This is a genomic window from Chryseobacterium sp. LJ668, assembly GCF_019613955.1.
Taxonomy (GTDB): domain Bacteria; phylum Bacteroidota; class Bacteroidia; order Flavobacteriales; family Weeksellaceae; genus Chryseobacterium.
Map to the genome: position 1 here is coordinate 2,316,192 of NZ_CP080443.1, position 25,200 is coordinate 2,341,391.

The 25,200-nt window shown below is 34.4% G+C and carries 24 protein-coding genes; 12 read left to right on the top strand and 12 right to left on the bottom strand.

Features of this window, described 5'->3' with window-relative positions:
* The first annotated feature begins 2 nt into the window (after window positions 1–2).
* The 4 genes from K0U91_RS10880 (at window position 3) to K0U91_RS10895 (ending at window position 5,263) form a co-directional block, all read left to right on the top strand.
* Window positions 3–323 carry a CCC motif membrane protein gene (locus tag K0U91_RS10880; protein ID WP_219971419.1) on the top strand — a complete coding sequence of 107 codons (321 nt, stop codon included), beginning with the start codon at window positions 3–5 and terminating at the stop codon, window positions 321–323.
* 263 nt (window positions 324–586) lie between these two features.
* Window positions 587–3,082: an ATP-dependent Clp protease ATP-binding subunit gene (locus tag K0U91_RS10885; RefSeq protein WP_220179647.1), complete on the top strand. Its 2,496-nt coding sequence runs from the start codon at window positions 587–589 to the stop codon at window positions 3,080–3,082.
* Window positions 3,083–3,156: 74 nt separating this feature from the next.
* Window positions 3,157–4,023 (top strand): lytic transglycosylase domain-containing protein, encoded by an 867-nt coding sequence (locus tag K0U91_RS10890; RefSeq protein ID WP_219971421.1) that lies wholly within the window; start codon window positions 3,157–3,159, stop codon window positions 4,021–4,023.
* Window positions 4,024–4,252: 229 nt separating this feature from the next.
* Window positions 4,253–5,263, top strand: a complete 1,011-nt coding sequence (locus K0U91_RS10895) for a L,D-transpeptidase (protein WP_258561865.1) — start codon at window positions 4,253–4,255, stop codon at window positions 5,261–5,263.
* Here K0U91_RS10895 and K0U91_RS10900 read toward each other — a convergent pair.
* From K0U91_RS10900 to K0U91_RS10910, 3 genes are all read right to left on the bottom strand, one after another.
* Window positions 5,256–5,783: a hypothetical protein gene (locus K0U91_RS10900; RefSeq protein WP_220179649.1), complete on the bottom strand. Its 528-nt coding sequence runs from the start codon at window positions 5,781–5,783 to the stop codon at window positions 5,256–5,258. The genes K0U91_RS10895 and K0U91_RS10900 overlap by 8 nt on opposite strands.
* Window position 5,784: 1 nt before the next feature.
* Complete coding sequence (locus tag K0U91_RS10905) at window positions 5,785–7,110, bottom strand: PDZ domain-containing protein (RefSeq protein ID WP_220179650.1); 1,326 nt, start codon at window positions 7,108–7,110, stop codon at window positions 5,785–5,787.
* An 88-nt stretch (window positions 7,111–7,198) separates the two neighbouring features.
* Window positions 7,199–7,837 (bottom strand): alpha/beta hydrolase, encoded by a 639-nt coding sequence (locus K0U91_RS10910; protein WP_220179651.1) that lies wholly within the window; start codon window positions 7,835–7,837, stop codon window positions 7,199–7,201.
* A gap of 256 nt (window positions 7,838–8,093) precedes the next feature.
* Between K0U91_RS10910 and K0U91_RS10915 the strand changes: the two genes are divergently transcribed.
* Window positions 8,094–8,531 (top strand): hypothetical protein, encoded by a 438-nt coding sequence (locus K0U91_RS10915; RefSeq protein WP_219971430.1) that lies wholly within the window; start codon window positions 8,094–8,096, stop codon window positions 8,529–8,531.
* A gap of 63 nt (window positions 8,532–8,594) precedes the next feature.
* On the opposite strand, the gene tyrS is transcribed toward K0U91_RS10915, so the two are convergent.
* Window positions 8,595–9,890 (bottom strand): tyrosine--tRNA ligase, encoded by a 1,296-nt coding sequence (gene tyrS / locus K0U91_RS10920; protein WP_220179652.1) that lies wholly within the window; start codon window positions 9,888–9,890, stop codon window positions 8,595–8,597.
* 151 nt (window positions 9,891–10,041) lie between these two features.
* On the opposite strand from tyrS, the gene K0U91_RS10925 reads away from it, so the two are divergent.
* Window positions 10,042–10,602 carry an RNA polymerase sigma factor gene (locus tag K0U91_RS10925; RefSeq protein ID WP_219971432.1) on the top strand — a complete coding sequence of 187 codons (561 nt, stop codon included), beginning with the start codon at window positions 10,042–10,044 and terminating at the stop codon, window positions 10,600–10,602.
* Between the two features lie 15 nt (window positions 10,603–10,617).
* On the opposite strand, the gene K0U91_RS10930 is transcribed toward K0U91_RS10925, so the two are convergent.
* Complete coding sequence (locus tag K0U91_RS10930) at window positions 10,618–11,256, bottom strand: hypothetical protein (protein ID WP_220179653.1); 639 nt, start codon at window positions 11,254–11,256, stop codon at window positions 10,618–10,620.
* Window positions 11,257–11,362: 106 nt separating this feature from the next.
* Between K0U91_RS10930 and lipA the strand changes: the two genes are divergently transcribed.
* The gene (lipA, locus tag K0U91_RS10935) at window positions 11,363–12,229 is read left to right on the top strand and encodes a lipoyl synthase (protein WP_219971434.1); all 867 of its coding nucleotides are present in this window, start codon (window positions 11,363–11,365) and stop codon (window positions 12,227–12,229) included.
* Window positions 12,230–12,417: 188 nt separating this feature from the next.
* On the opposite strand, the gene K0U91_RS10940 is transcribed toward lipA, so the two are convergent.
* On the bottom strand, window positions 12,418–13,272 hold the full coding sequence (locus tag K0U91_RS10940) for an AraC family transcriptional regulator (protein ID WP_220179654.1): 855 nt from the start codon (window positions 13,270–13,272) through the stop codon (window positions 12,418–12,420).
* 128 nt (window positions 13,273–13,400) lie between these two features.
* On the opposite strand from K0U91_RS10940, the gene K0U91_RS10945 reads away from it, so the two are divergent.
* Window positions 13,401–14,597: an MFS transporter gene (locus K0U91_RS10945; RefSeq protein WP_220179655.1), complete on the top strand. Its 1,197-nt coding sequence runs from the start codon at window positions 13,401–13,403 to the stop codon at window positions 14,595–14,597.
* Between the two features lie 31 nt (window positions 14,598–14,628).
* On the opposite strand, the gene K0U91_RS10950 is transcribed toward K0U91_RS10945, so the two are convergent.
* The gene (locus K0U91_RS10950; protein WP_219971437.1) at window positions 14,629–15,009 is read right to left on the bottom strand and encodes a SpoIIAA family protein; all 381 of its coding nucleotides are present in this window, start codon (window positions 15,007–15,009) and stop codon (window positions 14,629–14,631) included.
* 111 nt (window positions 15,010–15,120) lie between these two features.
* Between K0U91_RS10950 and K0U91_RS10955 the strand changes: the two genes are divergently transcribed.
* Window positions 15,121–16,326 (top strand): NAD(P)/FAD-dependent oxidoreductase, encoded by a 1,206-nt coding sequence (locus tag K0U91_RS10955; protein WP_219971439.1) that lies wholly within the window; start codon window positions 15,121–15,123, stop codon window positions 16,324–16,326.
* Window positions 16,327–16,467: 141 nt separating this feature from the next.
* Here the strand turns inward: K0U91_RS10955 and K0U91_RS10960 are convergent, their stop codons facing one another.
* From K0U91_RS10960 to K0U91_RS10975, 4 genes are all read right to left on the bottom strand, one after another.
* The gene (locus tag K0U91_RS10960; RefSeq protein ID WP_220179656.1) at window positions 16,468–17,661 is read right to left on the bottom strand and encodes a vWA domain-containing protein; all 1,194 of its coding nucleotides are present in this window, start codon (window positions 17,659–17,661) and stop codon (window positions 16,468–16,470) included.
* A gap of 63 nt (window positions 17,662–17,724) precedes the next feature.
* A complete protein-coding gene (locus K0U91_RS10965) occupies window positions 17,725–19,323 on the bottom strand; it encodes a DUF4139 domain-containing protein (RefSeq protein WP_220179657.1) in 1,599 nt (532 codons plus the stop codon).
* A gap of 114 nt (window positions 19,324–19,437) precedes the next feature.
* Window positions 19,438–20,283 carry a hypothetical protein gene (locus tag K0U91_RS10970; RefSeq protein WP_220179658.1) on the bottom strand — a complete coding sequence of 282 codons (846 nt, stop codon included), beginning with the start codon at window positions 20,281–20,283 and terminating at the stop codon, window positions 19,438–19,440.
* Between the two features lie 308 nt (window positions 20,284–20,591).
* A complete protein-coding gene (locus K0U91_RS10975; RefSeq protein ID WP_220179659.1) occupies window positions 20,592–21,167 on the bottom strand; it encodes a hypothetical protein in 576 nt (191 codons plus the stop codon).
* A gap of 131 nt (window positions 21,168–21,298) precedes the next feature.
* Here K0U91_RS10975 and K0U91_RS10980 point away from each other — a divergent pair, with 131 nt between their 5' ends.
* From K0U91_RS10980 to K0U91_RS10990, 3 genes are all read left to right on the top strand, one after another.
* A complete protein-coding gene (locus K0U91_RS10980; RefSeq protein WP_220179660.1) occupies window positions 21,299–23,071 on the top strand; it encodes a histidine kinase in 1,773 nt (590 codons plus the stop codon).
* Between the two features lie 75 nt (window positions 23,072–23,146).
* The gene (locus K0U91_RS10985; RefSeq protein ID WP_220179661.1) at window positions 23,147–23,881 is read left to right on the top strand and encodes a LytR/AlgR family response regulator transcription factor; all 735 of its coding nucleotides are present in this window, start codon (window positions 23,147–23,149) and stop codon (window positions 23,879–23,881) included.
* Window positions 23,882–23,949: 68 nt separating this feature from the next.
* Window positions 23,950–24,489: a lipocalin family protein gene (locus K0U91_RS10990; RefSeq protein WP_220179662.1), complete on the top strand. Its 540-nt coding sequence runs from the start codon at window positions 23,950–23,952 to the stop codon at window positions 24,487–24,489.
* Between the two features lie 133 nt (window positions 24,490–24,622).
* Here the strand turns inward: K0U91_RS10990 and K0U91_RS10995 are convergent, their stop codons facing one another.
* Complete coding sequence (locus K0U91_RS10995) at window positions 24,623–25,105, bottom strand: DUF7832 domain-containing protein (RefSeq protein WP_220179663.1); 483 nt, start codon at window positions 25,103–25,105, stop codon at window positions 24,623–24,625.
* Window positions 25,106–25,200 lie beyond the last annotated feature (95 nt).

Here is a 25,200-nt window from a genome sequence, read left to right on the forward strand (position 1 = left end):
TTATGAATCAAAAACTGCCAAATGCACAGACTGTGCTTATCTTGGGAATTGTATCAATCATCGGAACTTGTTGTTGTACGGGTTTAATAGGTGTTATTTGCGGTCTTATCGGGTTAAACAAATACAAAAGTGATAAAGTGCTGTATGATGCAAACCCGACCGAATATTCAGATTTTAACAATTTGAATACAGGAAGAATTTTATGTATTATCGGTCTGGTTTTAGGATCGCTTCAGCTTCTTTACACAATTTTCATCCTTGCAACTGTAGGTGTTGACGGTTATATGGAGCAGATTGAGCAATTGAAGAACATGGGAAGATAATATTATCAATACGATAAAAAGAAACCGCAGCAATGCGGTTTTTTTATTTTAGAAATATAATTTATGAAGATAAAATTTATATACTTATCAAATTAAGAATTTTTAAATCCAAAAATTTAAAATTTAGGTTGCTGCAAAATCCATATTGGTAAATATAACGTGATAACGTTTTAAATAAACGATTTTTAATTTTAGTGATTAATAAAAAAGACTTATTTTAGTTACACCAAAATAAATGTCACCAAAATATTAATATAAAATAAATGGGAGTACTAGTCACCAACGAAACCGTTAAACAGCTTTTTCACATTGCGCAGTCAATTGCAAGAGAAAATTACAACGCGACTTACAGCGGACCACATATTCTTCAGGCATTGATGCACAAAGATATCGGGCTCAATGAATTCTTAAAAAACATCGACAAAGATCCCGGATATTTCTACGAATGGGCAGATGTAAGAATAGAAGATTATCCCAAAACATCTCATCTTCCAAGTGAAGTTGGTGAGGGAGAATTTGTAGATCAGATTCTTGAAGAAGCCGATGATATCAGATTAAAATTAGGTTTAGACGAAATTACTCCTATCTGCATTTTAACGGCAATCGTAAAACCGCAGGTTGCTTTTACTTTACAACAACTAAAATCTCTGCCGCTCCGAGAACACGAAATTTTCAATTTATACAGAAAAGATACTCCTTATGCTTCATCAGAAAATAGTGAAATTTCTTCATTGTTTTCAAATGGCTCAGACTATTCAGACAATTCTTTTCCTTCCATCAAAAGTTACTGTGTAGACAGAACAGCTCAGGCGAAGCAAGGAACTTTAGAAAATATTATCGGACGAGACAAAGAACTGAGAATGCTTGTTGAAATTCTTTGCCGGAGAACCAAACCAAATGTGATCATCATTGGTGAGCCAGGTGTCGGTAAAACCGCTTTGGTAGAAGGTTTCGCTACCGAAATTATCAAAGGAAATGTTCCTGAAATGCTGAAAAATGCCACACTTTTAGAACTGGACACGGGAGCATTATTAGCCGGAACTTCCTACAAAGGTGAAATTGAAGACCGCTTGAAAAAAGTCATCAATGAATGCAAAAAAATTGAAAAAGCCATTCTTTTTATTGATGAAATTCATGCGCTTTTAGATCCTAAAGGGAGCATAGGAAATATCGGAAATATCCTGAAACCTGAATTGGCAAGAGGCGAAATTACCGTCATCGGAGCCACCACACAGGAAGAATACCGGAAAATAATCGAGCCCGAACAGGCCTTTAACCGGCGTTTTGAAGTTCTTACCGTTAATGAACCCGATGAACAGACCTGTGTGAAAATGATTGATGTTCTTTTAGACGGTTATAAAAAGCATCACGCAATAGAAGTTGACAAAGCCGCTTTACCAGAATGTGTACGCTTGGCAAAAAGATATGCAAAAGGTAAAAAATTGCCCGATGCTGCGATCGATTTGCTTGATCGGACGATGGCGGCCATCAAAATGCTTGATGAACTTTCTGAAAAAGAACTCCAAGACTGGAAAGAAAACTACGAAAACATTCTGAAGGAAGAGTTTTTTGACGAAAAAGACAAAGCTGATGAACTGATCTGGAATTATAATTTATTAAGAGACAAAATCAGCCCGATCTTGTGGGGTTCGCTGAATGAGCAGCCACAAATCGACAATTCGATGCCTGTAGAGCATCTACAGAAAGTTATTGAAGATACTTTTGCAGAATTGATACAACATGCCTCAGTAAAAAGAGAAAAAGTAGGAAAGCTTGAACTGGCAGCAGTAATGGCCGCAAAAACCAGTATTCCCATCGGTAAAATTCAGGCGCAGGAAAAAGAGAAGCTCCTCAACATGGAATCTCTCTTACTGAATAGAGTAGTGGGTCAGGATCATGCGTTAAAAGTGCTTTCTGATGCTATCGTTGAAAATCGAAGCGGATTAAACAAACCCGGACAACCTATCGGATCATTTTTCCTTTTGGGACCGACGGGAACCGGGAAAACAGAGCTGGCAAAATCAATGGCGGAGTTGCTTTTCAATGACGAAAAAGCGATGGTGCGTTTTGATATGTCTGAATTTAAAGAAGAACATTCTGCAGCATTATTATATGGCGCTCCTCCAGGATATGTAGGGTACGAAGAGGGTGGAATGCTGGTTAATAAAATCCGTCAGCAGCCTTATACCGTAGTTCTATTTGATGAAATTGAGAAAGCCCATCACTCAGTTTTTGATGTGTTTTTACAGATCATGGACGAAGGAAAAGTACATGATAAATTAGGAAAGGAAGGTGATTTCAGTAATGCTTTGATTTTATTTACCTCAAATATCGGAAGCGAAGAAATTGTAAAACAGTTTGAGGAAGGAAAAGTCCCGGAGTCGTCTTCTCTGATGCAGATCATGTCGGGTTCAGGAAGATTCAGGCCGGAATTTTTAGCAAGAATTACAGAAATTATTCCTTTTGCTCCGATTACAGAATCTATTGCAGAAAGAATTTTTAATATTCAGCTAAAATCACTCCATAAATCACTTCACCGATTGGGAATGACGCTTTCTATCACTGATGAAGCTGTAAAAAACTTAGCTTTGGGTGGTTTCAGCAGTAAATACGGTGCAAGACAGATTTCCGGAGTCATCCGATCTCAGCTGGCAAGACCGATTTCAAAAATGATCGTAAGAGAAGAAGTAAAATCCGGACAGACACTTACTGTAGACTGGAATCAGGCTGAAGAAAAAATTGACTGGAAAGTCAATTAACTATGTATTTAAATTAAAAATAATCAGAATGCTTTCGTAGCAAGGCATTCTGATTTAAATGTAAGACGCTTAAAATGAAAACTTATTTCGGTAAAATAATTTTTACAACCGTTTTTTTTATTTCCGTTCATCTGTCTTATGCTCAATATCTTTCGGCATCTGATACTTCAGAGAGCAGTGTAAGAAAATACAAAAATATCATCAATTCAAATAAAGAAATTGTTGAATTCATAGAATTTACTCTCGCTAAAAAAGGACTTCCTAAACATCTGAGAAATTTAGCGCTGATTGAATCTCATTTTGACAGAAAAATTACATCCAATGCCGGTGCAGTAGGGGTTTGGCAATTTATGACGGCGCATGCCAATCAATATGGTCTTACCGAAGACAGGCGTTCAGATTTGTACAGGAGTACGCAAGTAGCTGCTGTTTCGTTAGCTAATCTTTATAAAAAGTATAATAACTGGGTAACCGTCGTTGCGGCTTATAATTGTGGAGAAGGAAATATCGCCAAAGCAATGCAGACTGCCAATTCATCGCAGTATCATGTCTTTTCTAAATATTTGCCGGCAGAGACTATCAATCATGTTAAAAAATATCTGAATGCATGTTATGCAACAGGAGAACTCGTAAGTGTTTTGACAAATTACAATTCTTCAAGAATGAATAAGGTTTTTGATGCAAGATCAGGAACTAAAGAAGGATCTTCACTTTCTGAAACTGAAATTAATGCAGGGTTTAGCCTGAGAATTATTGCTGAAGAACTGAAAATTGATGTTAATGAAATTCTTGCCTGGAACCCCGGGATTGAGGAAGAACTTCAAAACAAAGGAGAAAGTATGATGTATCTTCCCACAGACTTAATGCCTGATTTTTTACTGAGAAAAAATAAAATTCTATCCAGATCTGTTAAAGAAGGTGTGAAGCCTGTTTCAAATTAAAATATCTAGTTATCAAATTTCAGTTTCAATTAAGATATATACGCCTTCAAGGAATGTTGTAATTATAAAATTGGAACTGTATTAAATTATATTTGATTTATAAATTTTTCAGCCTCAAATAAATGGGTTCTGCAGGAAATGTCTTTTATATTTTTATGTTTTTAGGTCTGATATTTGTAGGTCTACAAAAAGCTTAATGACCACTTTTATATTTATGAAAAAATTATTTTTGAAACAATCACTTTTTTACACCTTATTATTTTTTTTACTGCTTTCTTCATGTAAAAAAGACAACGAAAAGATAAACGATCAACAAGGCACATCTTCAGGAACATTATCCAATGACAAGAAGTCAGATTCTGTAGCAACAAAGACTGAAATCAAAGAATCTGTGCCTCCGGCAATGCAGGAAAACGGTTTTTACAATGCTTTTGCCATTCCCAAAGATAAAAAGATGAGAGATTCTCTTTATGCGGTTTTCAGTAAAAAATATACCGAAAGGGAACGTTATGCCATCTTGGCTCTCAACCGACTAGATTCAAAAAATAAATGGAATTCTGATACACTAGTGGTTCCTGCAAAGATAGATACAACTTTGATGGCTTATTCACCTTTCCCTCTGCAGCTTGATGTATTAAGCGATGTGAAAAAGTTTATCGTATTTTCATATCCAATCCAGGCATACGCGGTTTATTCTAATGGTGCTCTGGTAAAATGGGGCCCTACAAGTATGGGAAAAAAAGCTGCTCAGACAACAAGAGGCTTGATGTTTGCCAACTGGAAAAAGAAACTGGCCATCTCCACTGTCAAAAGCGAATGGAAGTTACCATACAATTTTAATATTCATAATACACACGGTATTGGATGGCATCAGTATGATCTTCCGGGTTATCCCGCATCACATTCATGTTTAAGATTGTTAATGAGTGATGCTATCTGGCTGTATAATTACGCAGATACCTGGATTTTAAATCCGGGAGGAGCAACTAAAAAAGCAAATGGTACACCCGTACTTGTTTTTGGAGATTACCCGTGGGGAAAAAGAAAACCATGGAGAAATCTTCTCAATGATCCTAATTCTAATAATATTTCTGTAGAAGAAATGACGAATATGATCAAACCTCACATTGAGAAAATGATAAACGAGCAAACCAACAGAGAAAAAGTAGCTGATTCTATTAAAGCGGCCAAAGCACTCGAAATTACCGCTGTTCCTACAGAACCTGAAGTTTCTAACTAGATTTTTCCTCAAACTGAAGAGTAGACTCTTCGGCAAATTTTCTAAGTTTTTTCATTTCACCTTTAGCTTTATTTTGCCCAAATCTTGCTGCAGCATAGGTTACAGCAATGCAAAACAACATTACGAATGAGGCAGTGAGTGCCCATGGATATTCATAACTTTTGATTTGTTTCTCAACGTAGTACATTGTAAAAAATGTCATCCAGAGAATTGAAAAAAGAAAATAAAGAAACATAAAAAAAGTCCAGACTGCTGAACTTGGTCCAAAAACACCTCTTATAGCGATTTTGTCATCTTCAGCTTCTGTACGGAGGGATAATCTGGGTTTCCAGAAATGATCGTAATTGGTTTCTACGCAGATGGTTGCGACCTCGGTATTAACGTTTCCTGAAAATTCTCCTTTATGCTCGGCAAGATATTTTTTAAGGTTTTCGGCGTAGATTTCCTTGCTCAGATGAGTGTACATCTTAAATCTCGGACGGTTTCTTATTTTATCTAAGGTGGTTTCTTCTGTCTGCATATTATTCCTGATAGGGTATGGGGTCTTCTAATGTAAAACTCATGCGAAGTTCTTGTTTTTTTCTGAGAATTACCATATTAATTATTCTGCCTTCATCAGACTTCATCATTTCCATGATTTTTTGTAAAGTCATGTCTGATGTTTTTCTTCCGTTGATTGTTATGAGTTCATCGCCTTTTTTTAAACCTGCCTTATATGCAGGTGAATCTTTTCTGACTCCGGCAATCGAAAATAATGGTTTTAAAACAAATTTATATTGTAGAGTATTACTGATTATGTTAACACCTTCTGAAGATTTTTCTTTGTTTTTACTTTCAAGGCTTATCACATCTTTTTCCCATTGCATTCCATCTTGTTGGAAATCTAAACCGCTCATATTAAAATGAAAAGGATCGTTGTAACTTCCGTTTTTCTTGAGATATAATTTTTGGTTCGGATAATCAAAAGCTGTCGTAAACCTTCTTAAAATTTCACCTCCTACGGAGCCCTTTCGTTCCCCCACTAAACTTACATGCTGAATAGAATATTCATCCGGCATTGCTGTCAGTGGTTTTTCAAATTTAAAATCACCCAGATAAAAATTGTGAATTCTACTTCTCTTACCATAAATATCACCATTAAATCCTCTGCCTAAATAATCCTCAATATTCGGACGGTTGTATACAAAGTTTTTTATCAGAGCGGGAAAAAGCCAGATCGCATCACTATTTCCAAGATCAATCAGTAATTTTGAACTGTTTTTCTCATTGGTCATTTCAACATCTGCAAAAATATAGGGCTTATTCCGTTCGACAGAAATGGGCAGTTCGATGAACTTTTTTATTTTATTTTTAAATAATTCAGCATCATTGTATACTGTAATTTTTTTAGAACGATAATCGATGACAACGGGATGATTTTTAAAGAAATGATATCCGATAATTCCGTTAACAGGGATGCCGACATGAGAGGAAATATTAAAATCCTGGTCGAGGATCATGAAAAGAGTAAAAGAAGTATTGATAAAATGGTTACCGATTTTTCCTATGTTATGATCAGATTTGAAACCTTCGATGCTTGCGCTGCCACCAAGTCCGGAAAATTTCATTTTTTCGAGTGGTGCAAGTTTCATTTCTTTATTTTCAAGACTGAAAATGGTTGTTTCAGCCACTCCCGTATCCAGCATAAATGTAAGTTCGGCACCATTTATATTGATGGGGATGAAAATTAAATTATTGATAAACTTAAACGGAATAACTATTTTTTTAGCATCTTTTATTTCAAAACTATTCTGAGCATGTACAAAAATGCCTAAAAGGAATGTCAACAAAAATAAATTAAATTTCATCTACTGAAATTAGTAAAATATTTCTTACAGAAATAAAAAACATTCTCAAATTGTTGAGAATGTTTGAAATAGATGCATGGGATATCTTTTATTTCGAAAAGAATTCCATTAAATCTATATAGTTCTTCTGATTCACACCGTGACCACTCATATATTCTCTAAACGTAAAATAACAATTTAAATCGTACAAAAGTTCTGCCGCTTTTCTTCCCCATTCCATAGGGATAATTGCATCATCGGTGCCGTGAGATACGAAGAAGCGAAGTTTTTCAAGTTTCTTTTTATCTTTCACAATATCTGTCAACAGCTTTTCCTCAGGATAACTGCTGAGACAGGCTACATAATTAAATAAATCAGGATATTTTAAGGCTAAACTGTAACATAAAATTCCACCCTGGCTAAAGCCGCAGAGATGCGTTTTGTTTTCTGTAAGACCATATTTGTTTGTGATGGCCATGATGTTTTTAAGAATACTTTCCAAAACCTCTTTTGCCTGACTGACATTGATAAACTGCTCAGGATTATTAAAATCTATATCAAACCACGAATATCCCTCATATTGTGTTTCTCTTGGTGCGCGAAAACTTACCAAAATCCAGTCAGCAGGAAAGCTTTCTCTGAAACTGAAAAGATCCTGCTCGTTACTTCCATACCCATGAAGCATAAAAAGAATAGGAGTTTTTGGGTTGATATTTTCCGGTTCGCGAACGATATAATCTAAATTCATAGAGCAAATATAATTAATAAAACAGCTATAGAGAAAATTTTAGATACTAAACAATGATGAAATAAACGAACAAATTTCAAAGATCAAAGCTTCTATCCAAAAGATTAAAATATGCGCTTTTTTACGATAGCTAGTATTCTTTTATGTATTGTTGATTTGATATTGATTGCAAATCTTTATTGGAAAATTTTCATAAAAGTTATTTTTATATTGATAAAAATCCTATATTTGAAACATTAAAAATCTATTTGGAGAAATGAAGCAAATTTACAAATCAAAAAGTTTACTTAAACTTTCATTTTTATTCGCAGTATTATTTTCAGTTGTATCTGTAATGAATTCTTGTAAGGATGACGATGACGAAGACGAGTTTATAGATCACCTGGTGCAGTTCGAAGTAAAAGCAGTGAAGGGTACAGGACCGGGAACCCCTGCTATAAAAACTATTGTAACACAGGTAGGAACAAGCCAGAACACAATTTTTGATCCTGCGGGAGTCACTTGGTCAAGTGGTGAGTTTTTTGTGAATTCTAGCCAGTCTCAGCTAAATTTAGACGCCAATGCAGTTTTACCAAATGCAGATTCTCAATTAATTGTTACACTTTACATTGACGGAGAAGTTGCTAAATCTGATACCGCTACAGGATCAGGAACTCAGGATGCATCAATTGACCACAGCTTTTTAGAGTTATAATCAACTACATAAATAAGAAAAACCGCCTATTGGCGGTTTTTTTGTTTTGTATATGGTTGAAGGTTAAATTACTTTCATGATAAAATAATTTCGTTTACCTTTTTGAAGAACTAAGAATTTACCATTAATTAAATCGCTTTCATTAGCGGTATAGACATCATTTACTTTTTCTTTGTTTACAGAGATTGCGTTTCCTTTCAATTCTCTTGTTGCTTCACTTTTGGATTTTAGAAATCCCGATTTTTCAGAAAGTAAATCAACAATATTTACTCCTAAAATATCAGATTTAGCAATTTCTTTTTGGGGAACACCGTCAAAAACATCGAGAAATGTTTGTTCATCTAAATTAACCAAATCTTCAGAAGTTGATTTTCCAAAAAGTATTTCAGATGCTTTTACTGCTCTTTCGTATTCTTCTCTTCCATGAACCCAAACCGTAATCTCTTCAGCTAATTTTTTCTGAAGTTTCCATTCATGTTCAGCTGTTTTATGTTCAGCAATTAAATTTTCAATTTCTTCTTTGCTTAAAAAGGTATAGAATTTAATAAATCTTTCCGCATCAACATCCTTTGCATTTCGCCAAAATTGGTAGAATTTATAAGGCGAGGTTTTCTTTTTATCCAGCCAATAATTTTCACCGCTTTCAGATTTGCCAAACTTTGAACCGTCTGCTTTTGTAATCAAAGGAACCGTCAAAGCAAAAGCTTCTCCCTGTGCTTTTCTACGGATCAATTCGGTTCCTGTAGTAATATTTCCCCACTGATCAGAACCTCCCATCTGAAGTTTTACACCATTGTTTTGGTATAGATGTAAAAAATCATACCCTTGAATTAATTGGTAAGTAAACTCGGTAAAACTCATTCCGTCAATGCCCGCTTCTCCGGAAAGTCTTTTCTTTACAGAATCTTTCGCCATCATATAGTTGACCGTGATGTTTTTCCCTACATTTTTGGCAAAATCAAGGAATGAAATTTTCTTCATCCAATCGTAATTATTTACCAATTCTGCTTTGTTGGCTTCATTTCCTTCAAAATTTAAAAATCTTGAAAGTTGATTTTGCAGACAATCAACATAATGTAAAAGCGTTTCTTCGTCAAGAAGATTTCTCTCGGCAGACTTTCCTGAAGGATCACCAATCATTCCTGTTGCTCCTCCCACCAAAGCAATCGGCTTATGACCGTGCTGCTGAAAGTGAGCCAGAATTTTGATCTGAATAAGACTTCCTATATGTAAAGAATCTGCGGTAGGATCGAACCCGATATAGGCAGTGGTCATCTCCTTATTCAGTTGCTCATCAGTTCCTGGCATCATGTCAGAAAAAAGACCCCGCCATTTCAGTTCTTCAATAAAAGAATTCATTATTTTTTGTTTAAAATTTAATGTGCAAAGATAAGTAAAATATGGAATGCGAAATAAACACTCTGTCCTGGAGCTGCATTCAAATCTTTATAACCAATTTCTTTAAAATTTTTCATTCTTTAATCTTTAAATTTTAATAAATTTGTTAGTAATGAAAGACGAACAATTATTTTCCCTCATTCAAAATGCAAAGGAAAAAGACCAGAAAGCACAGACAAAACTCATCAATATTTTTTGGGTAGATGTTTTTTCTTTTGTGATGAAAAAAGTGCAGGACGAAAATGATGCAGATGAAATTACCGTTAATGTTTTTTCAAAAGTTTTGTCGAAGCTGGATATGTACGATCCTCATTTTCAGTTCAAAACGTGGGTTTTGACGATTGCCCAAAATACAATGATCGATTTTTGGCGAAGAAAAAGCCGTGAAAATCAGGATCCTACAGAAAATTTGGAAGAAGTTAAAAATCATTATGCCAAATCGCCTGAAGAACTGATGATTTCTGCCGAAGAGCAAAAGAAGATCATCAAAACAATCGAATCTTTGGATGCCAATTACCAGGATATTATTAAACTTAGATTTTTTGAAGAAAAAAGCATCAAAGAAATTGCTGAAGAATTGGGAATTTCGGTTGCCAATACCAAAGTAAGGGTGATGCGTGCTAAAAAGGTTCTGGCAGAACTCCTGAAAAATAATGATTTTAACGATCAATAATCACTAATACAAATCTTATAGATAAACTTTTTCTTTCGTTTTTGGCAATATAATTTCTCTCTGTTTTTCCCGGTTTCTGTTTTGAAGATTGATTTTCATTCCTTTTTTAATAAATATTTCTTTCACAGACTTTCCGTTATCAGGATTATCTGTGCTTTCAACCTCTTTTTCATAGATAATCTGCCCTGTCGAAAGATTAAAATCAACATCAACCCAATAATCTCCGGGTCTTCCGTAAGTGGATGAACAGCCAATCAGCTCAAAATGGCCATTCTGAAATCGGTATTTATCGGTAATGCCCCATTTCCAGCTGCTTCCGCCCGATTGTGAAATAATTAAAATACCTTTTTCGACTGTAGTTTCACCATAAGGATCACCCATCATTCCGCCGTCCTGACTTTTTAAAATTGCATTTCTTGATTTTTCTAAGACGGTCCATTTTCCGTTTACATTTTTCAGAATCTGAATTTCACGGATGTTTCCGAAATCAGTTGTATCTTTTGTATTGTAAACAATTACTTTCTCCAGGATTTTATCACCGTCCAAATCTCCATCTACCGATTCAATAATTTCTGAACCTGCCGGTTGAAACTCTTTCTGAGCAAAATAAATACTGCTAAAAATAACCGCTAAAAAACAAAGTGTATTTTTCATACATAGATTTTAAGATTTAAATATAAAGAATATCTGTTTCATCAATGCACCTGTTCGATTGTTTCGATAAAAAATTCCTTAACTTTGGAGTCAATTTTAGAAATAAATGGAGAATTTAGTTCAGGAAACTACCGTTCAAAAACCAAAATGGATTCGTGTAAAACTTCCTACAGGAAAAAATTACAGAGAACTCCGTACTTTGGTGGATAAATATAAATTAAATACAATCTGTCAAAGCGGAAGCTGCCCAAATATGGGAGAATGTTGGGGGGAAGGCACAGCAACATTCATGATTCTAGGAAACATTTGTACCAGAAGCTGCGGTTTTTGTGGCGTAAAGACAGGTAAGCCAATGGATGTAAACTGGGACGAGCCCGAAAAAGTAGCCCGATCAATTAAATTAATGAAAATCAAACATGCAGTTTTAACTTCAGTTGACCGTGATGATTTGAAAGATATGGGTTCAATTCTTTGGGGAGAAACCGTGAATGCAGTAAGAAGAATTTCTCCCGGAACAACAATGGAAACATTAATTCCTGATTTTCAGGGATTGACAAAACATCTGGATAGAATGATTGATGTTGCTCCGGAAGTAATTTCTCACAACATGGAAACCGTAAAACGACTGACCAGAGAAGTAAGAATTCAGGCAAAATATGAGAGAAGCCTTGAAGTTTTAAGATATTTAAAAGAAGCCGGGCAAAGAAGAACGAAAACTGGTTTGATGTTGGGCTTAGGTGAAAATAAGGACGAAGTTTTTCAAACCATTGAAGATATCCGTAATGCGAATGTAGATATTATTACAATGGGACAATATCTGCAGCCAACTAAAAAACATTTGCCTGTGAAAAAATTCATTACCCCGGAAGAATTTGATGAATTTGGAGATTTTGCAAGAAATCTGGGATTCAGACACGTTGAAAGTTCGCCTCTGGTAAGAAGTTCTTATCACGCGGAAAAACATATTCATTAAAAAAATATATACATCGCTCCAGTTTTGGAGCGATTTTTTATAGCCATTGCGAGGAGCGGAGCAACCAAGCAATCTTATAACGGTAAATCTGTTTTTTTAAAAGTAAAATTAGAATCCAAAACCGCCGTGGCAAAAATTTCAAAGAAGTTTGCCACACCTCCAAAAGAGGGCAATTTTTAATGCCCAAATTACTCTTTAACTTTATTCAAATGCTTTTTCTTAAAAGCTGTGGGTGTTTCACCAATGTAATTTTTAAATAATTTATTGAAGTAAGAGAGACTTTCAAAACCGACCAGAAAAGAAACTTCAGTGATACACAAATTCTGTAGAAGCAACATTTTTGCCTGATTGAGCCTGTAATTGTTTACAAAATCGGTAAATGTCATGTTCGTCTGCTTTTTAAAATATCTGCAAAAAGCAGGTGTACTAAGGCTCACCATCTCTGCAATGGTATTAACATTTGGGTTTTTATCGTAATTTTCGTTAATATAATCATATATGGTTCCCATTCTGATTTTATCATTTAAAAACCATTTTACCCGCGTATCTTCTTTGTTTAATTCTATGACTTCGGTTGATTGGGAAAGGATTTGCAGAACTTCCATTAAGGCCATAAGCGACTCAAAAGAATTCATTTCTTTGATTAAATGCAGCTTTTCGGCAACGATTTTTTTTGTCTCTCCATAAAATGATAAACCAAGGTAAGAGCGCTCTAATAGTTTTTTAATATCATCAAACTCTGGAACAGGCAGAATAATTTGCTCCGGAAAATTTTCTTTAAATTGTAGAACCAGCTGTTTATACTCAGTTTTAATTCCGTAATCAAAATTAAGATGCGGAACATTGGAGCCTACTAAAAGAAGATCACTTTCCATAAAACCGGAAATATTTTTACCAACATGACGGATTCCGTTTAATGCTTCTACGTAAACCAATTCGATCTCGGGATGATAATGCCAGAAAAAGCGGTGCTTCATTGAGGGTTCAAATATTTTAAAAGATTTGCCTTTTTCGAAGTTAATAATCTCTTTCTGGATTTTCATTAGGTTCTGTTTTGATTAATTATTAATACAAATTTATTTAAAATAGTCAATATAGAGCAATAATCAATCATCTCAGAACAAATAAAAACAATAATTTCTCTCCAATTTTGCACTGAAATAGAGAAAAAATGTTTGATAAACGAATTTTGCCTTTGGCAATAGGTGGTTTGGCTATCGGAACTACAGAATTTACGATTATGGGATTACTTCCCGACATGGCAAAAACTTTACAGATTACCATTCCACAAGCTGGTCATCTGATTGCGGCTTATGCTTTGGGAGTTGTCATCGGAGCACCGATTTTAATTGGATATTCTGTAAAGTTTCCGCCTAAAAAAGTATTGACGGTGCTCATGATAATTTTTACAGTTTTTAATGCACTTTCTGCGATTGCACCAGATTATAATTCAATGCTGATCATTAGATTCATGTCGGGTTTACCACATGGAGCATTTTTCGGGGTTGGAACTGTAGTCGCATCAAGAATAGCAGGAAAAGGGAAGGAGGCGTTATATATTTCTTTGATGTTTACCGGATTGACGGTCGCAAATCTTGCAATGGTTCCTCTAGTTACCTATATCGGGCATGCATTTCATTGGCGTTGGTATTTTGCCATTGTCGGTGTGATAGGAATTGCAACTTTATTGGCTTTAAAGCTATGGCTTCCTGCAATGGAAAAAAAGGAAGACACCCATTTTTTGGAAGAACTAAAATTTCTGAAAGGCAGACAGGCCTGGCTTGTTTTAATGATTACGGCGATAGGATTTGGGGGATTGTTTACATGGTTTAGTTATATTACACCACTGATGACTATTGTTTCAGGGATTGAAAGCAGCTTTATGGCATACGTTATGATTCTTGCGGGTGGCGGAATGGTTTTAGGAAACTTAGCCGGAGGTTTTTTGTCGGATAAATTGGGTCCGGAAAAAACGTGCAGTGTATTACTGTTCTTAATGATGTTATCTTTGACGGGAGTGTTTTTTCTTTCAGAATATCAGAGTATCTCTTTGGTTCTGACATTTATATGTGGAGCATTATCAATGTCGGTAGCCTCGCCGATCAATATTATGATGATGAAAGCTGCCCCAAAAAGTGAGATGATGGCTGCAGCTTTTATGCAGGCTGCGTTTAACATTGCCAATGCAATGGGAGCTTTCCTGGGAGGAATTCCTTTAGAACGTGGCTTGCCCTTTAATTATCCTTCGCTCGTAGGTGTCGGAATGACCATTATAGGATTGTCTATCAGCATTGTTTATTTTTATATGTACCGGTCACCACGTGTAGAAAAAGAAAAAATTGCGGGAGAATGCATTACCTGTGACTAATAAAAAAGAGAAGCAATTGCTTCTCTTTTTTCTAATCTTCGACTTCGTTACCGTTTTGACACCAATATAAAGCGTTGTAAAGATTTTCTTTCGGAAAAGATTTAAATTCTCCCGGCATTACCACACTGAAAATATCTGTGAACTTCTGCACACCTTCTTTATCAGTTACGATGGCTGCGCGGTTCCATTTTGTAATATTCTTTATTCCTAAAAATGCATCCTGAAGCCAAGCGCCCATGCTGAAGTTACTAAGATCTGTATCCAGATAAAGCAAATAATTTAATTCATTATACTGCTCTACTTTCTTTTTTACATGTGGAATCACAAGATTTTCAAAATCTTCTTGGGTAACATCGCCTGTAGCATTAAAAGCTGCTACGTTTTCCGGAGCATCATTGATAATTGATATCATAATTTATATATTAATGGTTTGGTGGTTTTACTTTATCAATAATTAAACCATAAATGTAGAAATAGAGGGTGCAAAGGCGCAATTCTTGATTATGTTTTTGAAAAATAATCTATGGACCTGAAATCTAACGAACCTTTCTGGCTTTTGAAAAATGGTCTTATTTATTCCTATCCTTCCCTGAAATCTGATAAAGAATGTGACGTTCTTATTATCGGAGGCGGAATTACAGGAAGTCTCATAGCCCATCAAATGATAAAAGACGGATACCAAACAATTTTGGTTGATAAACGCGAAATCTGCAACGGAAGCACATCTGCAACAACTTCAATGCTGCAATATGAAATTGATACACCGCTTTACAAATTGAAAGAAATGATTGGTGAAGAAGGCGCATTAGAAAGTTATAAAGCATGTTCAAAAGCAATTGACGATATTGAAAAATTAGTAAAAGAAATAAAATCCAGATCAGGTTTCAAAAGAAAACAATCTTTGTATTTTGCTACGAAAAAGAAAGATTCACTTTGGCTGGAGAAAGAATATGAAGCAAGGAAAAAAGCAGGGTTCGAAGTGTCATGGCTAGGTACGGAAGATATTGAAGAAAGATTCGGGTTTCAAAACACATATGGAGCGATCTTATCCAAACAGGGCGCAAGTATTGATGCCTTCAAATTTGCACACGAAATATTAAAATTTAACGAAAAAAAAGGATTGCTGATTTATGATAAAACAGAAGTGAAATCTGTAAAATATCTGAGAGATCATAATCTTGCATTAACTACCGACGGCTTCAGTATCAAAGCAAAAAAAATTATATACTGCATCGGTTACGAAAGCAAAAATATGATTAAAGATGATTTTGTACATCTTAAATGCACTTTTGCTATAATTTCTGAGGTGGATAGAAGTAGATTTAAAAACCTGGAGCATACTTTATTCTGGAATACCGATCAGCCATACACCTATATGCGTTCCACCGATGACGAGAGACTTTTAATTGGAGGTGGTGACGAAGATTTTTCTAATGCTCAAAAACGTGACCTGCTTTTGGATAAAAAAGAAAAAAGCATTCTCAAATTCATGAAAAGAATAAACCCGGATTATCAATTTTATCCTGATTTTGTCTGGGCGGGAACATTTGGCGAAACAAAAGACGGGCTCCCGTATATCGGTACGCACGATCATTTTAAAAACTCCTATTTCGTTTTAGGTTTTGGAGGAAACGGAATCACCTTTTCTGTGACCGGAATGGAAATGGCTTCCGCTTTTATGAAAAATATAAAACATCCACTTGCTGAATATTTTAAATTTGGCAGATAATTACTTTTACATTCATGAAATTTTAAGTGTTCTGGAAAAAGTTTCGGGGTTCGGCGAAGCCGAACCCCGAAACTGGAAACAACACTAATACTAATTTTTCTAAGCTAAAAATATCATTTTCAAATTTTGTCAATTCCGGCTTTAAAAACTATATCCATTTTTTTTCGCCAGTTCAATAATAGATTTCTCAATTGCCTTTCCTAAATCATCACTATCAGAACTTCCTCGTTTTTTCATTTCAGAATCAATAAAAGTCTGTCTCTGCTTTGCAAGAATTTCAATTTCTCTCTGAATTTTATCCCGGTCTGCAGACTTTTGGGCAACAATTTTATTGATTTCATCTTTGCTTTTTCCTTTTAGTTCAGAAGGCAATTCCTCTTCTTTTATGGTAGAAATATAGGCCTTGTCTTTTTCTACTTTATCTACCAGATCCCAATGGTCGTTCTTGTAGGCATTTTTCTTAGATTTGCTTACTGCACGCTCTACAGCGTTTGATGCGGACTGCATTTCGGCATTAGAATCTTGGGTGATTTGCTTGCTTTTGTATTCTGCACCCTTATATCCGAAAGTGATGTACGTGTCATTGAGTTTAGAATTGTATTGCGAAATTTTTATATCATAAGGCGTTTCAATATAAATCACTTTCTGATCACTATCGATATTGAAAAATTTTCCGTCTCCAAGACTGGCTCCATTTTGCCAAAAGGTTTGAATTCCTTCATTACGGTTTCCACAGAAAATGGTATTGGTATAAATGTTTTTACTCTTCGCTTTAGCAATTGCCTCTTTATAATTGATCTTTCCTTGGTCAAAAGGTTCGTTTCCTGCAATATAAATCAGCTTCATGCTTTTTTCATTTCCGTCCCAGTTCAGATTCATAGAAGCATCACGAATTACGGCGCCGCAGTATTCACTTCCACCATTTGTTCTGAGAGCAAATAGCTTTTCTGAAACCATATCCAAATCTTGGGTAAGAGGAGTCACTTGCCGGATATAGTTTTCATCTTTCAGACCGTCATTTCCGTATTCATATAAAGCAATTTCAACTTGCGGAGCTTGTCCGTTATATTTCAATGTGGTCAATGTATTGACGATATTCCATAATCTTGATTTTGCCTGATCAATAAGGCCATCCATACTGTTTGACGTATCCAAAAGCAATGCAACCTGAATTTTATTTTCTTTGGAAACGATCATGGGTGATTGCGGAGAAATATGACTTTCAACACTTTTTCTATCAGCAGCTTTAGTGCTGCAACGGATGTCGGAAATTTTTCCTGCGCTTAAAAAAGCAGTTACGCTTGTTGCTAAAGCTAAAATTTTTAATGTGTTCATAGCGTATGTTTTTAATTAATTTAAATTATATTTAATTTCTCTAAAACTCTAAAACTCTAAAACCTATCTGCTGTAATACTGAATCTGCATTTCCTTAGGATATTTCACTTCATAAGAGAAATTGATTTTATCTGAAGCTCCGCTGTTGATTTTTCTGTTCCAAAGAATGCTTCCGGTTTTTTCGTCATAGATTCCATTTCCGATTTCTAAAGATTTCACCGTAATCTTTGAATTTTCACTTAAAGGAAGCTGATCAAGAATTTCCAGTTCGATGTTTTCCTTCGTATTGTTTCTCACCGTAATTTCATAAGACTCTGTTTCCCATTTATTAGAGTTGAGTGTTTTATGTGAAGTTTTGTCTTCAATCTTGATTCTTTTCACCACAATTCTTTCATCAACACCAAGAGAAATTGGGAATTCATCTTTTACATAAGTGCTTTTTATATTTGTTTTTCCGATGTAGTTATCTTCAAAATAAATATTGGCTTCTCCTGAAATGAGGTTTAGGTTTTGCCAGTTTTTCACAAAAGCCATCAGGAAAACCTGATTATTCAGCTTAGGCACGGTGTGATATTTATACGTTGCATCCACTTCTTTTTTATCCAAAATCACATATTGCTCTTTTTCCTGACTGACGATGGTTTGATTAAATTTCAGCTCATACAAAACATTCATCTGATTATCCGAAACCGTCGCTACAGGAATTTGGCTTGTAGCTGCAACTTCTTCAGCGCGCATTTGGTAAGAGTTTGTCAAATCAGCTTTTGCTTTTTTTTCATATCCAATTTTCACATCATCGTAATTGTGAGCCGTGTATTCTGCAACGTAGAGTGGTAACAAAATAGGTCTGTCCTGATTGTAAGATGGGCGGTAAGTAGAAACGAAAAGCTTAACATTGTTCCAGTCCTGTCCGGTTTTCTGATAAATTTTTCCTTTGTAGACAATCTCAAGAGGTCTTTTGGTTGATAAAGCACGCAAATCGTAAGATGGAATCCAACCCGCATTGGAAACAATGTAACTTACTCCAAGATTCAAATTCATTTCGTTTTCGGCGAGAATTTCCAAAATAAGCTCTTTTTTATTTTGATTTTTATGGGTCTGCTCTTCCGCAAACTGCTTGTCGATTTTAGCAATGCTTTCATCCAATACAGTTTTTTGTTCGCTGAGTAAAAACACCTGGTTATCAATTTCAAGCATTCTTTTTCTGTAAAATTCTGTCAGTTTTATCAGCTGTTCCTGCGGGGTTGATTTGTCGTTGGTAGAAACTTTGAGATTATCGTTGATGATATTTTGTTCGCCAGTAAGATTTTTAATCTGAATATTCAACAAATTAACCTGTCTTAGAAATTTCTTCTTTTCATCATTCAGTTTTTTTTCTCCGTCAGAAAGCTCATCATCTTTAAGATAATTGCTTTGTGGGGTAATTGAGAGAAGTGTTGTGTTCTTTTCAAGATTGATTTTGTAGGTGTTTTCATCAAGATCATTAGGCAGATTGATTATTTTCACTGTATTTTTTCCTTTTTGCAGAGTCACATTTGTACTTCCAAAAACTTTAGCGCCCTGTAGAAAAACGGTTGCCTGTTTTATATCTATTTCCTTTTTTATTTCCTGAGATTTTAGAAATGAAACTGAAAGAATTAATATTAAAAAATAGTGTCGCATTGTTTATTATTTTTTTGATTTCTACAGTAAAATTACTTTGTATCTCAAACGTAATTTTGCAGACTTGGTAAATAGTAGACTTGACTTGGTGAATGAAATATGTATTAAGATTAACTAGTAATCTGTCAAAATATGGAATCTGTCTTGTGACACATTCATTTTTTTGAAATCGACCGCTTTAGCGTTGATTTTCTGGTTTTTAAAATAAAATGTAATCGTGCTGTCTTTCTGATTTTTCAATAGTTTATGTTTGGACATATTGTGGTTATCATCTTTGAGAATTATTTGATTATCAACAGAAATATCATAATGAAATGCACTCATTTTCTCAGAAGATTTATCCATAAAAATCAGGTATTGGTCTTTATGAAAAAATAAATATTGATATGGACTTTCGGGAGAAGATACATGATAAGCTCCGACTAAATTCAATGGATTTTTTTCATCTTCTTTATTGAAATAGGATATTCCTAATTTGATAAATAAAATTCCTACAATTAAGATTTTTAAAAATGCTTTATAAGGAAGAAATGTAGCTTGGTCAAAATAAGTTTTTCCAGGAACACGGATAATTATCAAAATAAGCTTCCATCCAGTTTCTCTCACCAAAAAAATGCTCATCAAAAGTAAGATCAAAGAGAAAAATTTCACAGAAATATCAAACCCGATATTGATAATGAAAATTTGACTAAAACTGATGATTGATAATAACAATACTAGGAATAGAGAACGTTTGAATAGCAATAGAATGCCCGTAAAAAATTCGATAGATCCGATAATCAAATTATATATTTTTGAAGTTCCAATGATACTCCAGAATAAGATATCTTGATCTAAATTTCCGAATCGGGTAAATAAAATATTTGATTCAGGCGTCGGAAACTGAGTTTGAAAAATTTTGTCGACTCCATATTTTATTAAAATAACTGAGATATAATTTATACATACATATTCTATCATTAATAAAAACTTCTCTGCTCGTTTTTTCTTTATAATGAAACTCAAAACTGCAGAATTGAACAGCAGAATAATTATCAAAATCAACATTGAAATACTATCGGAACTATAATCTATTCTGATATTTTTCTTATTGAAAAAATTTTCTGAAAGAAGTTGAGTGAAATCTCCAAAAATGAAATGAGTAATTTTCAATTGATAATCATTCAAAAAAGTCAATGGAAAAAAAACTATAAATTGTAGAAAAAACACACCAAAAAATAGGCTGGATTTTTCTAAAAGAATTGATGTGTTACACACTCTTTTAAGTTTTAGGGGTGTTTCTTATAGATAAAGAGAAAAGCAAAAACAGCAATACTTAAAACCAATAAAGACATCATTTCCTCAGTAGGCCTGCCGTTTTTTATTTCTGCATTTTTTATCGCTTTTTTAATCGGTAATGGTTTGTATTTTTTAGTTTTAGCATCATATTTTAGAAATACGGTACTGTCGATATCATTTTGAAAATTATAATCTTTCTTAAGTATATCTTTTACACTATCTATATTCCTGCTCGAAAAAATAGCATGATTATACACGGTATCTCTTCCGGCTTTCCATTTTTCTGTATTTCCGTTTCTTCTGTTTTTGCAGAATAATGAAGTGATCATTACGCTTTTTTTGTTATCGATGATAATGACGCTGTCTAATCTCGAATTGGTTACAAATCGTTCCGGTGCAACTCCAAGATTAGAATAATTGGTGTTGTAGTGATCTTCTAAAATACTTTTTTCAAAATATTTCATATCACCGCTGTGACTTTTGTAGGAGATTAATTTGGTTTGGGAGAAAGCATTGCAACTCCATAGTAATAATACAGATTGAATTAAAAAGGATAGATTTTTCATGATAAATAAGTTTAAAATTAGGATACAAACTTAGCTTCATAACCAAAGGCTGAAAGGGTAAACTTGGTGAAATCCATTTTCCACTTGGTGAAAAGTTGTTGGCGAATTATATATATGTATATCTTTGTTTTATGAAAACACTCCGGGTTTTTACGCTTCTTTTTATTCTGGTTTTTGGGAATATTCTCTATTCTCAGACTACGAATGTTGTAAAAGAAGTTCAGGCAGAGACTAAAAAACTGAGTAAAGCAGTTGACAGCAAAAACGAATCTGCAGAAGCCGACTCTTATTACAATATCGGTGAAACTTTTTACAACAACGGCAACTTTCCGAAAAGTGAAGAATATTTTATAAAATCAAAAAATATTTACGAAAAGCTCAATGATAAACAGAATCTCGAAAAGGTAACGAGAAAACTGGCACAATCTCAGGAAAACCAAAATAAACTGAGATCTGCACTCAATAATTACGAAGTGGCATCGAATATTGGATATTCAAAATCAAAAAAAGTTTTAAACGCCAATGATGTATCTAGGCTTTCATCGCCGTCAGTTGCTCAAAAAGCAGAAGCCATTCAGAATAATATCAACATCAGCGAAAAAGAAAATAACAAAGAAGATCTCGCAGCAAGCTATAGCCAAATGGCGGATGTAAATATGGAGCAGAAAAATATTCCGAAAGCCGAGGAAAACCTGAACAGTGCATATCAAATTTCTAAAAAAGATGCTCCTCAGCAGGCATTGGAAATCAATCAGAAACTGACTGATTTTTATGTCGGAAACAAAAATTTCGACAAAGCCATTGAGGCTAAAAAAGAAGTTCTAAAGGAAGATTTTGTAAAAGACAATTCTCAGAAAAAAGTAGAGCAGATCCAGGAGCTTGCAGAGATTTACATCAAAAAAAATGATCCTGAAGAAGCCATAGTTTTATTAAAAAACGCCTACGATATTGCTTTAAATAAAGGTCATACATTAGAAGCCCAGAAAAGTGTAAAAAAACTCGACAGTTTATATGCAATTTCTGAAAATACAACAGCTTCGGTGAATCTTTACCGTGATTTTTTAAAAAGACTGCCCGATTTGGTTTCTAAAGACCGGAGTTTGGTAGACAATAAGATCCTTGAAGATACCGAACAGCGGATTTCACAGCTAGAACAGGAAAAAAAGCTGAAAGATGAGCTGATTCGGAAGAAAAATATTTTCAATTACAGCCTGATCGCAGTTTTAGTATTATTGTCTTGTTTGGTTTTTTTTATTTTCAGAATGCTAAAAAAAGTTCAGATCAAAAATAAAAAAATAGCCTTACAATCGCTGCGTCGTGAGATGAATCCGCATTTTATTTTTAATAGCTTAAATTCTGTCAATCAGTTTATCGCAACTAATAATGAGCTGGAAGCGAATCAATATTTAACCAAATTCTCAAAATTGATGCGTGGTGTTATGGAAAATTCTGCCGAAGATTTTATTCCGTTTCATCAGGAATTAGATTTGCTTCAGAATTATCTGGCTTTAGAAAAAACACGTTTTGCTGAAAAATTTGATTATGAAATTATCGTTGATGAAAATTTAAACCGGCAAAATCTCCAGATTCCGGGAATGATGGTTCAGCCGTTCTTAGAAAACGCAATTTGGCACGGACTGCGTTACAGAACTGAAAAAGGATTTTTGAAGCTTAGTTTTAAAAAAGAAAATCAACATTTGAAAATCTGCATCGAAGACAACGGAATCGGAATTGAAGAAAGCAAAAAGCAGAAAACCATCCACCAAAAAAACCGGGAGGGGCGCGGAATGAAAAATACTTTAGAACGAATCAGGCTCCTCAATGACTTGTATCAGAAAGGTATTACCTGCTCAGTTAAAGATTCTGAAAAAGGAGTGATGGTCGAGATTTTGATGATGATTTAAGAAAGATACTGATGAAATTATTTAGAAATATAACGACTTATTTAATGTCTTCAATAGTAATCTCAAACTAAAAAGATGAAAATAAAATCCATCATCGTAGACGATGAAAAAATTGCAAGAGATGTTCTCAGAAATTATCTTTCAAAATACTGTCCGCAAATCGAGATTTTGGGTGAGGCTGAGAATATAAAAGAAGCTGTTCCTTTGATTGCTGAAATGCAGCCACAATTGGTTTTTCTCGATGTCGAAATGCCTTTCGGAAATGCTTTTGATGTGTTGGAAGCTACCAGTGAATATACCTATGAAACAATTTTTATTACCGCATTTTCTCAATATTCTCTTCAGGCTTTGAATAAATCTGCAAGTTATTATATTTTAAAACCTATTGATATTCAGGAGCTTATTTTATCAGTAAATAAGGTGGCAGAAAGCATTGAGAAGAATGAAGAACTCAACCGGAATAAAATTCTTCTTGAAAATTTAAAATTAAAACCCGAAAAACAACAGCTGATTCTCCCGACTTTGCAGGGTTTTGATGTAGTGAAAACAGAAGATATCATGAGACTTCAGGCGGATGGAAATTTTACACAGGTTTATCTCACAGACCATTCAAAAAAGATGGTTTGTCGGTTTTTAAAGCATTTTGATGACCTGCTTGAAAATCCTTTTGTAAGAGTCCACCGTTCACATATCATCAACACAAATTTTGTAAAATCTTACCATAAAAGCGGTACTGCAACGCTGTCTGATGACACCGAAATTGAAGTTTCTTCAAGCTTTAAAGATCAGTTTTTGAAAGTTTTTTCTTAATCTGAAGATAGAAAATTGCCAAGCAGGGCATCATTTTTGAATCTAATTTTCACACAAAACCTTATTCTATGAAAACTTTTCAGAAAATAGCTATTCCGGTTTCTTTGGGCATTATCGGATTGTTGTTATTCAGTTCCTGTTCGGTGGGAATTACAGAAGGTGCAACGGCCGTCAAAAATTTTAATTCGGAAAAATATCTTGGTAAATGGTACGAAATTGCTCGTTTCGACTATAAATTTGAGAAGAATCTGGATAATGTTACCGCCGATTATTCTCTCAATCCTGATGGTACAATCAAAGTTCAGAACAGAGGCTACAATTACATTAAAAAAGAATGGAAAGAGTCAGTAGGAGAGGCAAGATTCGTCAATGATAAATCTGAAGCAAGATTGAAAGTTTCATTTTTTAAACCTATTTGGGCTGGTTACAATGTAATCGATATTGATGACGACTATCAGCACGCTTTGATTGTCGGCCATAGCACAAAATATATTTGGATTTTATCAAGAAATAAAGAAATTCCAAACAGCATCAGAGAAAGATTTTTAGCAAAAGCTAAGAAATTGGGTTTTAATACGGATGATTTAATTTGGGTAAAACATAATTAATCATTGCGAGGAGCGAAGCAATGAAGCAATCTCAAATAATTTAATATTAAGTTTGTCATTCTGACGAAGGAAGAATCTCTACAATTAAAAATAGATTCTTCACTCCATTTCTTTTCGTTCAGAATGACAAACTTTATGTTTTATTTAAATTCCTATACTTTTTCCACTCCAAAAAACGGAGATCAATAATCTGTTTCATCACATCATAATTTTCATAAGTGTCTTCAATATGATAAAAGGTCTCATATTCAAAATCACTTTCTTCAGCCATAGAATCAAAAATATTGATATAATCCGTAGCAAATGAACTGAATTGATCTGCAAAATCTGTTTCATCAACATAATAATCCTTCGCAAAAGCATTTCCCATATCATTCAGATTATATTCGGAAAACTTTCCTTCTAAGGCCTCGATGACAAAATCTGCACCGGTTATTTCGCGTTTTTTTAGACTTTTAATTTTATTTTCGTGGGCTTCATTAAGCTCATTGGAATATAAACTATTGTTGATACACCAATTCAGGAACATTCCGGTATGTGTTGCGCTGTTCTTTTCGGGGAGCCCTTCGGGAAAATCTTCGCTATGGTGCCATGAAGCATCATCATAAGTAGTCATAATCATTATTATAGTTGCAGACAGTTCAAATCAAAGATATAAAAAATCATTTTCTTTTGCTTACCACAAAGATTTTAGCGTCATTTGTAATGAAT